The following is a 12,843-nucleotide window of genomic DNA, read 5'->3' on the forward strand; positions in this document are numbered from 1 at the left end:
GCTGTTTCTATAGTAATTACAACCTACAAACCTCCTGGTCTATACTGTCTGTAACCGGCTGGCAATTTGACGGAAACTGTCTAAGGCTGATTCCAAGTTCTCTACTATATCTAGTGCTAGTTGGTCCGGGTCGGGGAGGTTGTCTAAATCTCCTAAGGAGTCATCTTTGAGCCAGAAGATGTCTAAGCTGGTTTTGTCCCGGCTGATTATCTCCTCGTAACTGAACTTGCGGAACCGGTCAGATTCTATCCGGTTGTGTCGTTTCTCAGGCCGGTAGCAGTTGATGAAGTCCTGGAGGTGATCCAGCCGTAGGGGATTAGTTTTTAGAGTGTGCTTGATATTAGTCCGGTAGTCATATACCCAAACTTCTTTGGTCCAGGGGTCTTTGCTGGCTGGCTTGTTATCAAAGAACAGGACGTTGGCCTTTACCCCCTGTGCATAGAAAATACCAGTGGGCAGCCGCAGGATGGTATGTAGGTCTGTACTCTGAAGGAGCCGCTTACGGACAGTTTCCCCGGCCCCTCCTTCAAACAGGACATTATCCGGTAAAACAACTGCGGCTTTACCGTCAATCTTCATCAACGACCGGATGTGTTGGAGAAAGTTAAGCTGTTTGTTGGATGTGGTAGCCCAAAAGTCCTGCCGTTGATAGGTTAAGGCTTCCCGCTCCTGGTCTCCATCTTCGTTTGTGACCGTGATACTGCTCTTCTTCCCAAAGGGTGGATTCGCTAGTATATAGTCAAACCGTTGGGAAGGTAAGCTAATCAGGCTGTCATTCCGTTCAATGGGTGGCTCACTGTTCAGATCTCCAATGTTATGCAGGAACAGGTTCATTAGACACAAACGGGCGGTATTGGGGACAATCTCCCAACCCCGGAAGGTATCATACTTGAGAAACTTTAACTGATTTCGGTCTAACTCCTGCTTGGCCAGGAAGTCATAAGCTGCCAGGAAGAACCCGCCCGTCCCACAACTGGGATCGGCAATGGTTTTTAGTGTCTCTGGCCGGACACATTCCACCATAGCCCGGATCAGTGGACGGGGGGTGAAGTACTGCCCCGCTCCGGATTTAGTATCCTCAGCATTCTTCTCCAAAAGCCCCTCATAGATGTCTCCTTTAACATCCGTATCTAACCCAATCCAAGTCTCCTCATTGATCAACCTTACCAGTTTGAGTAGTTTGGCCGGGTCCTGAATTTTGTTCTGGGCTTTGAAGAATATCTGCCCAATCATCCCTGGCTGTTTACCTAGCTCAGTTAGGATGTGGACGTAGTGGACCTCTAGTTCTGCCCCGTTCTTATTGGTTAAGCTATCCCAGTTGAATTCCTTTGGTATATGGGTATCCCGGAAGTAAGGCGGTTTGCTGTACTCGTCGGCCATCTTCAGGAATAGTAGGTAGGTTAACTGTTCCAGGTAGTCTCCGTAGCCCATCCCATCGTCACGGAGGGTATTACAGAAATTCCAAACTTTTTGAATCAGTGCGTTAGTACTCATGATCGGCAGGTAATTTAAGTGCTGTTGTTAACTGGGGTAGTAATTGGTTTAATATAGCCTGTTTGGTCTTCCCGGTTATGGTAAGATCAACGGCTCGGATATGGATCGGCTTGTTAGCCATTAGTTCAGATGTTACAGTAAACTGCTGCTCCAAAGCTGGTTGTTGATCGTGGGCAATTGGATACAGCAATAAAACCTCTTGAGTGTTTTGCCTTAGTGCGTAACTAACCATCTGATACAAGTCATCCTGAATAACTCCGGTCTTTTTATCAGAAGGTAAATAGTTTCGTATTTTGTATTTAGTGTCCACAATTATCTTACTCCTGTCCGGATAAGTCAATAATATATCATTCCGAATTTTAAATATTTCTTCTTCAGTTAGCCATTCAGTTGCCTGTGGCGTGATCTTTTGGAACTGGCTACCCAAATGGCTTTGACATACTCCCGTAATAAAGCCTTCATACACATAGTCCATTGGGACCAGAAAGCAGAACTGTTGCTGGTCAATGTCCGGCTGAGTCAGGTAGCTATCGGATAAGAAAAACCGGCACATGGCCAGACAATCTTCGTACTCCTGGTAGAACCGGTTTAAGTGCAGGCTATCACAATCTTGAACTGTGGCGGGTAGGTCGTCAACCTCATCCAGCGTAAAAATAAGCTTCTCTAAAAATCGGTGGGTTTCCGTGGTCCGACACAGAGAATTGAGCTTTCGGGCTACATACTTGATTATCTGATTCAGCCGGTTATTGTACAGAAACGGTTCATAATCACAAATCAAATGGTGCCAATTGCCCTGGCTGATACTGGTGTTCAAGTACTGCTGGACATTTAATCGGCCGCGAAGAAAGGGCAGTGTTTCGGTCCTCTCCTCATACTGACTGTACGGCAGTGATCCCACTAACCGGGATGTAGTTTGAGCAAAGTAGCTAATTAGGGCTTCTGGAAATTCTTCTACCAACTCAACATCCCCAAGCAAATTGCTGAATGGAAACCTGACCCTTTGGCAGTAGGATAACCACCAGATCAAATGTTTAAAGGCTAACTGAGCTTGTTCTGGTTGAAACAGTTTAGGTAAAATTTGTATGGTTACTCCTTCATATTGAATAAACCCAACGTACTTACCAGCCTTGACGGTTGACTTTCCCGTTTTTAGGTCCTGTCCAAATGTTAGAAAAGGCTGTTTGGTTGATACGTCTCTATAAAATGAGTAATCGAACTGAACACGGCTTTGCCATACCTCATCCAGATACTGGTCAAGGTCAGAAAGAGATATTCGGGCCACAAAGTCAGCCGTCCGGGTTTGGTTTTCAACCAGGTTAAACGGCTGCTCCATAACGGGCTTCAAACTGTAGGGTTAAATCATCTTTGTGAAAGGGGATCTGAGCCTCCGCCAATACCTTTTCAACCATATCGGTTCGGCCGTTGAAATATTCCAACAGCAGGGGAATGACTCGGTTATCCAAAACAGAATTGATCTGTTCAGCAGACTTATTAATAAAGTAGGCATGACCAATCTGGAAGTCAGCCGATTTTTTGTGCTTAATGATTGACCGGTTAAGTTGCTCCAACAAACTTTTTGCCGGGTCGTTTAAAACAGTATAGTTTGGGTTTTTAACAATAAACTCAAAACGTCTACGGAGGGCAATATCCAAAAGAGCCAAAGACTTGTCGGCAGTATTCATAGTACCGATCAGGTACATGTTGGGTGGTACGGAAAACAGTTCTCCGGATGGTAAGGTAACGGTAAGCTCGTTGTCTCCGCCCAGCCGTTTATCATCTTCCAGCAGAGTAATTAACTCTCCAAACACCCGTGACATGTTGGCCCGGTTAATTTCATCAATGACAAGAACGTAGTTTTTTAGAGGAGTGGTTGTTGGCCCCTCAACCTTTCCCTTAGTTCTGAGTAATTCAACAAGTGGTTTATAGTAAGTTCTCATGCCTCCTGTTGGGAAGGCAATAGTGCCCTCATACAAGCCTTCTAAAGTGGCTGTACTTAACGAATGATCTTGATTACCATTAGACTTGCTAAATTTTATGCTGTTATTGGTCACTTCCGTCAACAAATAGCTTTTGCCAGATGGCATTGATACGGGAACAGGAGTATCCGAAAATATAAGTGGACCTAAAACATCCTCGATTACTTCATAAAACGGTTTTAATGTACTATTCCCTTTGGAAACTCTGGTAGCATTGTAATTGTCCCGAGCAAGCTTAGCCATCCGATAAAACACACCGTACCGTTGCTCAAATTTTAACTCCCCGCCATCTGTAGCCGGTTTTAAGCCCGTGATAAAATCTTCGTACGTGTAGTTTTGATGAAAAGTAATAAACTCAATTTGGCTTTCTTTCCGTAGCTGATCGAACCGTTGCTTGTTTGTTGGGTGGTTATTATTATTTGGGCCATCTACTATTTCTACAGCCAAATCAATTGTCTCATATGTCTTTCCTGTACCTGGTGGTCCATACAGGATTATGTTTTTTGGATGGCTTGACGGCTCCGGCATTGTTTCAGTGGGCTGGTCGGGTTGATGAAAAAAAATCAATTGAATATCTTCTAAACTAGTAACTTCCTTCACAGTGGCTTGGTATGACCCCTTACCATTGATAGAGAAAGGCTCAAAGTCTTCGTCCCATATCACATCTAGGAATAGGCCATCTCCTGGATTAGCAACCACTTCTCCAATAGCCCTTATTTTTAGAACCGATATACTACGGTTCGGGCCTTGAGTAAAAGTAGATTTGGCCGCCAGTTTAGACCCGACCGGTATTTTTTTTACAATTTCCTTGTATCGGTCTTGGGTATCTTTGTATCCATTTTGCCAAATGCCTTCCTCAATAAATCGAGGTAATTGGTCCCCGCCATGTTCTGGGCGAAATGTAACCCCAACACAGTAGTATTTGCTCTGATCCTTTTGAAGCTCCTTTAGTGTGTTATTCTCAAGATAAGCTTCCCATGATATTTCATAAAAATGCCGGGAGTCATGTTCCCGAACAGCTTTTAACAATTTCCAGTAATCAACTAAAGTTTCATACCGAAAAGGTAACCCTCGCTTCTTTAGCCAAGGCTTGGTTTGACTGTTGATTGGCAAGTATGACGTCGGTTTTTGACAGAACATGGACTCAGTTAATTTAGCTGGACCCACCTTGTAAATCTGAAGAACCCGCTGGAACTGGCTATCACTCAGCCCACCGTCCTCAACTTGCTTATATAGTGTTCGAAGCTGGCTAATGTCTTCCGGCTTCCGGATAAAGGAATAGCCGAACATCCAGACACTTTGAGCCTGAGATGAAGGAAGGCCGCGAACGTCCGTTGGGGCCGGGGCTGTCAGGTTCATTATGTCCTTAAGTAAACCCAATGAAGCCAATCTTTTGGCGTCCCCAGTTTTATTCAAAAAAGACAAGAAAGTGTACGGGTCCATGTCGGCCAGATCAAACACATTCCCCTCAGCATCCTTGTCTTTCAAACCTACCTGATTCTGTACACTCAATACTTGTTTGATAAAGCCGATTAATTCGGATGGTGTGTACTGGAGCAACTTGGGGCACATTTCTTGGTAGAAAGGAACCCAAGTAAAACTAGATGTGTCGGTCTGCTGCTCTAATTCTGTTGCCTGAGTAGTTGCCTTTCTTGTATAAAAGCCAAGCCTCTTTAATAGCTTTAGAGCTTGATTAGAATCTATATCTGGTACCTGAGCATCAGGATTGGCATACTGGTAAGCTAGCTTTACAACATTATAAGGCTGGTAGTATTTCTTTCTCTCATAGACGAAGTACTCACCTGCTGGTAAATACATAGGTCCCTTTTTCTCCAAAGCCTTTATGATGTGGTCTCGAGTAATATTTTCAAACATGGTGGGTGTCTTAGAAACTATAAAGTACTGTTCAGAATAAACTCAGCTGTTCCGCTGGACCATTGTAAGTCGGGCCAGATGGTTCGGCAACCTCGACAAGGTTTTCTGCTTTAGATTGTTCTACGGAGGATGCGACCAGCTTACCCTCAAAGGCCCGTTTCAGAATACTTTGCCGAAGATTTTCAGCCCGGACTAACTCCTGCCGGATGGTGACTTCCATAGCATCAGCCTCAGACAACCGGGCTTCGATTTCCGAAACGATCTGAGTTTGGGTACTGAGGTCGGGAATTATGTAAGGAGCATTTAGTAGTGCTGCTTTAGTTAATTTTTTTCTGCCAGTGGTACCTGTAGTCAAAGGTAAAAATGGGTAGTACCAAAGAGAATAGTTAAGGAAATCAATATTAAGGACACTTTTAGATTTCGGTTTCAGTATGTGAGCGTGATTGTTAACCCAAGATTTACCGCTTATCTTGTAACTGAATGGTTTTTCTCTACCAGTGAACGTTTCATCCTCTACAACTAAAACCAAATCTTCATTAAATAGATATTCGTTAATCCATCCGGTTTGCCCATTGGCACCGTAGTAGGGTACATCCCCGTGTTGGGTTTGCCTTATTTTTGAACTAACTGGCTTCCGCTTATGATCAAGACAATCCACCACTTCACCAAGCTTAGTTTTTGTCCAATGTTGGCTTGTTCCGTTTAAAGTGCCCGAGAATGCCGCCTGCAGAAGGGAACGCCGGTACGTCTTTAGCCGGGAGAGGGCCGTTTGTAGCTCCTTTACTCCGGCATCCAACTCGGAAAATAACTCCTCAATCCGGGCTACGATTTGGTGTTGGATAGGAATTGGAGGGATAGGGAATCGAATAATTGAAAGGTTTTTCCTTGATATTCTCTTCCGAGTTGATCCGCTTTGTAGAGAATCTATCTCAGAACGGATCTGGGGGGCATTTATCCAGTATGTCAGTAATTTATTATCCACCAAGTCCGGTGCTGGCCGGACAATACAAACATCTACAACTGTGACATAACGGCTTTTCTCTTGTAAAGGGAAAATACAAGCTCTACCTAACGGATCTGGCATCCGAGCAATTAAAACATCTCCGTTGTTTAAGAATGTACACCTTAACTCAACAGCTTTTTGGTGAGTTAAAAAACGGTTGGATTTATTCCGAAATGATCCATCGCCAATATCTGCCAACTGAATTAACCTAATCTCACCTTTTTCGTCTTGGTCTTTGGACTCAACCCAGTCACCATCACAGAAAACTCCTCTTTTACCGACTAAATCTGTTAAGGTCTTCCAAACCCATCCTTCCGGCAACTTTATTTCTGACATTATTTTGTTTATAATTATCCGTACTTACAAGAAAGCTACTAACTCCGGCATCTCGTCATAAGTCCGGCCGTTGAGAATCCGACCGGTTTTCTTTTTGTTGGTACCACCCCACTGTTTGAAGAAGAAAGATACTCCGGCCTTCTCACATTGATCTTGTATGTCAAGAACCCAATCCGTGTCCATTGGCCGGGGTTTATGGCCACTTTCCCCGCCGACAATCACCCAATCAATTCCGGCCAAGTTAAGGGCTGGTAGAGGGCCAATTAATGGCTCACAGGACAGAAATTTAACTCGTGCTCCGGTTTGCCGTAATAGGTCAATCCGGTCCGTTACCCGGTCGTCCTCTACAGAGACACCCATCCAAATGTTATGGGTCCATTTAAGCTGAGTATGGTATTTGAGCAGTACATCAGCCCGTTTGGTCAACACCTGGAAAACGTGTTGGGGGTTATCATTCATAACGGCAAATACCTTCTTTATAAACTCCAGGGGGACATCCTTATGGAAGAGGTCACTCATGGAGTTGACAAAGACGACCTTTGACTTCTTCCAGGTATAAGGGATACTTAGCTGATCCTCATGAACAGCTATCCGAAAGCCTTTCTGATACTTAGGTACACCCATTGCCTTCAGCCGACGGGACATCACCTCAGCATAGCAGAACTTACAGCCAGCCGTGATCTTAGTACAGCCAGTTGTGGGATTCCAGGTCATTTCAGTCCATTCGATACTGGATTGAGCCATAGTTTCCTAGTGTTTCAGGTTATACTTCAAAACTATGTCGTTGGCTATCTTAACAGCCGTAGTATTATTGGAAGCCAGATAAAGATGATACATAGTTGAGTTACTGCTATTCCGCATCTCATATGGGTTAGACACAAACTTGAAAACGGTAGATAGCCGCTCCGAATATAGCTTACTTATTTCCTTCAGAGCCTTTTTGTTCTTCTGTAAAACCGTGGTTGAATTACCAAATAAATCAGTCTCAGTGGTTTCCTGATAAATATTTTTATAGATCAGATCCTTTGGGACCCCAAAAAAACTCTCCAGCTTTGCAGCCCAAGTATCAGGTATATTACCAGTTCGCGGAAGTAGACGGTTGGCTCCTATACCTGTTGGAGCCAGTATCCACATGTCAACACTTAGCCCGCGTAGAGCCTCAATAGATGACCAATTCACATTCATCCCAAATGGGTCAATGAAGGCCAAAACCTTAAAGCTTTTACCTCCATTTCCTCGTTTACCAGCCAAGAAGTCGGCTAATCTTAAGATTTCTTCGTTGCAGTCCTTATCTACTACAAATATTCCCCCATCCCGAATCTTCTTCATACTTGCTCTGAGAAGCAAAGCCTTCTCTCTTTCCAATTCAACAAAGTAGCAGATGTCAAATGGTTTAGGTTGATTAATGGAGGCAATTATTTTGGCTGCTCCATCAAAGAGTCCAATACTATTGTCCTCAAAAACGCCAGGAGCCATTTTACCCTTTATCTGAAACTCGCCGGTTCCAGCAAAACCATCAAAATACATGAGACTCCAATAGGGGTGCTCCTTCATAATCTGAAGGTAAGCCTTAGCATACTCCTCAATGATCCGTACCTTCTGGAAGGTCCAGCTTCCCCCAAAGTGATTGCTCATCTGTATTAGGCGGCTAAGTATTCATTCAGTTCTTCTATCAGCGGGAAGGTCCGTTCTCCGAACAGGTTCCAGAGCTTGCCCAGCCCACCCCGTTCTACAAAGGGAGAATAATCAAAAACGTCCCGGTCAACATGGATAGATCGGGCTACGGTATCCTTCATCATCCGAAGCCAATCCATCTGCTCTTCAGTAAACTTCAAGGCCCCGGCTTGCTGACGGAATACCCAGTTCTGGAAGTTCCGGTTTACAGTCAGGTCATAGGCAGTTAGCTCCGGGTCAATCTCCAGGACTCTACGGATAAGAGACACCAAAGCAATCAGTTCATTCTTTGGCTGGTTACCGTTTACCTTTTCTAAAGCTTCATAAGCCTTCCAGACAGCTAACGGAGCTAAGGTTGGCCGATCTGCTTTTAGCTTCTCTACAACCTCCTCAATCATTCGGTAGGTAAGCTCCCGACGTCGGTTTGGTTGGTTGTAGAAGATTTGCAGGGCTGTTATCTGATCCCTATGCTCCTCCAGGTATGTCTTGAAGTCCTGAATGATAGTGCCAGCCTTTTCGGTCATAGAAGTATCCCAGCCGGCCGCAACAACCGTATCCAAGTTGACCACATCAATCAACTGCTCATGGTCCCGACGGATAGATTCAATCAGGTTTCGATAATCCGGATTGTCAAACACACTGGAAGCCTCTCTGATTAGCTCCTCCCGAGCCTCCTCCAGGGTTTCCGGTGTTATGTCTCCTCCGGATTGGGCTTGGAGTTGTCCGGCCCGTTCTTCTATCTTATCAGGATTGTATGCATCCAGTAGCTCATTAACGACCTGGTTAATGGTCTTACCTCCCGAAGCCGTTGTTAACCGGTTACGTTCGGGCGGACTAAGCTGCTTTTCCAGTCGGGTCAGGCGGTTTGCCAGGGAGGTTAGGGTATCTTCGGATGTATCTCCCCCAACAGCCACATTCCAGAGCAAATCCTTTAGGGATACGCCTGGCTTACGTTCCAAAGGCCGACTGTCCGTCTTGACCGACTTACTGACCCCCACAGCATCCACCAGTACGAAGTGGGTTTTGTTGCCTACCGCTGAAGGGGTGACTTTCCGGAGATCGTCGGCAGCCATGGTACGGGTTCCCCGGCCTTTCATCTGCTCAAAATATGACCGGGACTTCACATCCCGCATGAACAGCAGACATTCAATAGCCTTTACGTCCGTCCCCGTGGCTATCATATCCACCGTAACGGCAATCCGGGGATTGTAATCATTTCGGAATTGGGTTAGTACCTCGGATGGCTTTTCTCCACCGTTCTTGCCTACACTGTAGGTAACTTTCCGGCAGAACTCATTCCCTTCTCCAAACACCTCCCGGACGGTTTTAATAATATCATCCGCATGGAAATCACTCTTGGCAAATATCAGGGTTTTGGGAATTTCCTTCCGGTGAGGGAAAATCTCAGGTAGCTTGTCATGGAAGGTTTTAATGACCGTCCGGATCTGATCTGGGTTGACCACATCTCGGTCAAGAGTAGTGCCCGTGTAGGCCGTAGTCTCGTCTAACTGCTCCCACCGTTTCCGACGGGTTTGCCGATCCCTTCTATCAATCCACTCTCCAGCCTTAACAACGGCCCCGTTTTTGGTTATCTCGGTTTCAATACTGTATATATCAAAGGGGACGTTAACCCCATCGGCCACAGCCCGTTCGTAGGTGTATTCACTGACCACATTCCGGTTGAAGAAGCCAAAGGTCCGGTTATCCGGAGTAGCGGTTAAACCAATCAGGAAGGCATCAAAGTAGTCAAGAACCTTCTTCCATTCATTATAGATAGACCTATGAGCTTCGTCAATAATTATAAAGTCAAAGGTCTCTATTGGAATCTTTGAGTTATAAACAACCTCCCTTGAAACAGGAGTAGTCTTTGTCTCATTAAGAGATGTCTCTTCGGCAGACTCATCTATCTCTTCCCCCCGAAGAGCCGAGTAAAGCCGTTGAATGGTACTGATACAAACCTGAGCGGAAGGGTCTACAAAAGATGAACGGAGCCGTTGTACGTTGTACAGTTCGGTAAATTTCCGTGGATCATCATTGGGAGTAAAAGCCTGAAACTCCTGTTCGGCCTGCTCTCCAAGGTTCCGGGTATCAACTAAGAACAGAACCCGATGAGCCTTGGCATATTTCAACAGCCGGTAAGTAGCCGTAATTGCCGTAAAGGTCTTGCCTGATCCAGTGGCCATTTGAACCAAGGCTCTGGGTTGATTCTTCCCAAATGACGTTTCAAGGTTAGTTATAGCCTTAATCTGGCACTCCCGTAGGTTCCGGGTGTCCAGTTCCGGAAATTGCTGCAACCGTTGGCGGAGAGCAATACCCTGTCTGCCCAAGTTCTTCAACGTTTCCGGCCGGTGGAATGAAAACACCTCCCTGGCTCGGGGGGCTGGATCAGAGTTGTCCGTAAAGTGGGTTTCCGTACCAGTGGATTCGTAGATAAACCGCAGCGGTTGGTGATCTTTCTGCCATTTTAGCTTACTGACTGCATACCGACCGGATTGTTCCTCTACCGGTGTCAAGATGGTTCCCTCCGGTTTAGCTTCAATAATTCCTACCGGCTTTCGGTCGATAAAAAGTACATAATCTGCCGGTCCGGAATCGGTCGGGTATTCTCGTACAGCAACACCTACGTTAGCAGAGAAGTTAAGAGCTTTAACGTCCTGTATAACCCAACCAGCCTCAACCAACATCCGGTCGATAAACTGGCGGGCAATTTGTTCGGGAGTCATTTAGTATGAATATATTACAAGCATGTAATATACAAAGATTACACACCATGTAACCCAATGGCAACCTTGTATTTCGTAATCGGTATATATAGGTGTTGCAAACTGCAAGGTTTGGTTACCGATACCAGCCAGTTAACATGTATTGTAAGAACTTAGAGTACCCTTCCTGACCCATTAACCGATCCATTCCCGTACGGACTTACACTGTCCGATCCACTACCTTGAAAGCTACCACTTGCCGAATTGGCACCTAAGATTGTTGTTCCGTCGGAGATAGAATCTCAATTGAGTCTGCGTTAACTACATTCTTGATGAATGGTATCAACCCTGATAATATGCCGTTGATAACATATAAGCATCCATTAAGACTATCCTTCAGGTAGTCTGATAAATAGGGTAAGTTTACACCAGCTGCATAAGCTGGGTGCTTATCAACTCGGGCTGGTTGTATGGCAGGTTTAACTTTATTTGATTTCAAGATGTAGATGTTCCAGGTATCTGCTTATACTATCTGCCAATTAATAAATTTAGCTAACTAGCTACTCCTGTACACTTTATTTTTGCAGGTTGGACCCTGATACAACCGTCCGGCTCATACTGTTATACACCCAGATACCTAATGAGATTTATTCTTCTTTCTATCTTCCTTACAGCTGTACTACTTGGTTGTACTCCCAAGAAACCTGAAGAGGTTACCCCTATCCGAAAGTGTAAGCTACAATCTATAACCAAACGGGGCTACTTCTTTTCGGACAGAAAGTTTACATACAACGAATTAGACTTACTTACTCAAGACGTAGAAACCTTAGATCGGAAGCAAGGTTACGTATCTGTTAAAACCACAAGCTATACATACAATAAAGGTCAGTTTCTGATAAGAAAACTCATCCGCCAGAGAGGAATATATAATACTGGGCAAATTGATTCATCAACTGTATATGATGAAAGTTATATATATAATGACAAAGGTCTATTAGTTGAAATGGAAGTAAAGGGCCAAGCTCAGTACAAGAGATACTTTGAGTATGAGGGTAACAATCTTAAAGAGGTTAGAGATGAAAGCTCTAGTAGTATCTCTATGCTCATTTTTACAGATGGTAAACCATCCGGTTTAATCGTTAATGACAAGTATTCTTCCAATCAGCAAAAGTATGAGTTTAATTCTCAAGGATATATTGTCAAGGTTAACAACTTAGACCAAACAGGTGTAACTAAATCTTCGGGACAATTCAGTTATGATAATACAGGTCACTTGATCCGGTCTGAGGAGATTATAGGAGGAAAGGTAACCCGAACTAATTTGTTTGAGTACGATGATAAGATAAATCCTGAACTATTATTATCTCAGTTTAAAGGAATACCTAATTACGAATTATATGGTACAAGTGTCAATAATAGAACAAAGTCAACTACCAATAATTCTGGTGGTTATTTTGGTGAGGGAAGTAAATATAGTTACAACAAGAAGGGGTATCCAATACAGTGTCAAACCTTAATAGGTATTCCTCCAAATTATCCAGATAGCCCTCCTCTTGAGGTTACTTACATGTATTCTGATTGTGAATAATGAGTTATATATTCTAATGGATTATCAATTTGCTGAAACAGCCTGCTAGCTCGTGTTAGCAGGCTGTTCATAATCTTAATTCACAGTACTTACCAAAGAAACCATATGCGGGTTAATCTTGACCAGTCTTCCAATTAAAATGGTCTGTTTGATGTGGGAATGTAAACTTTACTCCCTGAGTCATTGACGTAGTAC

The 12,843-nt window shown here is 44.2% G+C and carries 8 protein-coding genes; 1 reads left to right on the forward strand and 7 read right to left on the reverse strand.

Annotation, left to right across the window (positions count from 1 at the left end; all coding sequences use genetic code 11):
• Positions 1–39: 39 nt before the first annotated feature.
• The 7 genes from ACFSUS_RS24355 to ACFSUS_RS24385 are packed head-to-tail and all read right to left on the reverse strand — an operon-like array spanning position 40 to position 11,081.
• Positions 40–1,494: a class I SAM-dependent DNA methyltransferase gene (locus ACFSUS_RS24355; RefSeq protein WP_381526769.1), complete on the reverse strand. Its 1,455-nt coding sequence runs from the start codon at positions 1,492–1,494 to the stop codon at positions 40–42.
• On the reverse strand, positions 1,484–2,839 hold the full coding sequence (locus ACFSUS_RS24360; RefSeq protein WP_381526772.1) for an McrC family protein: 1,356 nt from the start codon (positions 2,837–2,839) through the stop codon (positions 1,484–1,486). The genes ACFSUS_RS24355 and ACFSUS_RS24360 overlap by 11 nt, the downstream gene beginning before the upstream one ends.
• The gene (locus tag ACFSUS_RS24365) at positions 2,811–5,345 is read right to left on the reverse strand and encodes an AAA family ATPase (protein WP_381526775.1); all 2,535 of its coding nucleotides are present in this window, start codon (positions 5,343–5,345) and stop codon (positions 2,811–2,813) included. Before ACFSUS_RS24365 ends, ACFSUS_RS24360 begins: the two co-directional genes overlap by 29 nt.
• A gap of 31 nt (positions 5,346–5,376) precedes the next feature.
• Entirely contained in the window at positions 5,377–6,684 is a 1,308-nt protein-coding gene (locus ACFSUS_RS24370; RefSeq protein WP_381526777.1) for a restriction endonuclease subunit S, read from the reverse strand.
• A gap of 24 nt (positions 6,685–6,708) precedes the next feature.
• On the reverse strand, positions 6,709–7,428 hold the full coding sequence (locus tag ACFSUS_RS24375; protein ID WP_381526779.1) for a DUF5131 family protein: 720 nt from the start codon (positions 7,426–7,428) through the stop codon (positions 6,709–6,711).
• 6 nt (positions 7,429–7,434) lie between these two features.
• Positions 7,435–8,319 (reverse strand): three-Cys-motif partner protein TcmP, encoded by an 885-nt coding sequence (gene tcmP, locus ACFSUS_RS24380; RefSeq protein WP_381526781.1) that lies wholly within the window; start codon positions 8,317–8,319, stop codon positions 7,435–7,437.
• Between the two features lie 5 nt (positions 8,320–8,324).
• Complete coding sequence (locus tag ACFSUS_RS24385) at positions 8,325–11,081, reverse strand: type I restriction endonuclease subunit R (RefSeq protein WP_381526783.1); 2,757 nt, start codon at positions 11,079–11,081, stop codon at positions 8,325–8,327.
• A gap of 619 nt (positions 11,082–11,700) precedes the next feature.
• Here ACFSUS_RS24385 and ACFSUS_RS24390 point away from each other — a divergent pair.
• Positions 11,701–12,648 carry a hypothetical protein gene (locus tag ACFSUS_RS24390; RefSeq protein WP_381526785.1) on the forward strand — a complete coding sequence of 316 codons (948 nt, stop codon included), beginning with the start codon at positions 11,701–11,703 and terminating at the stop codon, positions 12,646–12,648.
• Positions 12,649–12,843 lie beyond the last annotated feature (195 nt).

This window comes from Spirosoma soli (assembly GCF_042684525.1).
GTDB classification, from domain to species: Bacteria; Bacteroidota; Bacteroidia; order Cytophagales; family Spirosomataceae; genus Spirosoma; species Spirosoma soli.

Bases quoted from the DNA above. Each gene is read 5' to 3' on its own strand.
- ACFSUS_RS24355 (WP_381526769.1), bottom strand. From the start codon at position 1,494: ATGAGTACTAACGCACTGATTCAAAAAGTTTGGAATTTCTGTAATACC.
- ACFSUS_RS24365 (WP_381526775.1), bottom strand. From the start codon at position 5,345: ATGTTTGAAAATATTACTCGAGACCACATCATAAAGGCTTTGGAGAAA.
- ACFSUS_RS24370 (WP_381526777.1), bottom strand. From the start codon at position 6,684: ATGTCAGAAATAAAGTTGCCGGAAGGATGGGTTTGGAAGACCTTAACA.
- ACFSUS_RS24375 (WP_381526779.1), bottom strand. From the start codon at position 7,428: ATGGCTCAATCCAGTATCGAATGGACTGAAATGACCTGGAATCCCACA.
- tcmP (WP_381526781.1), bottom strand. From the start codon at position 8,319: ATGAGCAATCACTTTGGGGGAAGCTGGACCTTCCAGAAGGTACGGATC.
- ACFSUS_RS24385 (WP_381526783.1), bottom strand. From the start codon at position 11,081: ATGACTCCCGAACAAATTGCCCGCCAGTTTATCGACCGGATGTTGGTT.
- ACFSUS_RS24390 (WP_381526785.1), top strand. From the start codon at position 11,701: ATGAGATTTATTCTTCTTTCTATCTTCCTTACAGCTGTACTACTTGGT.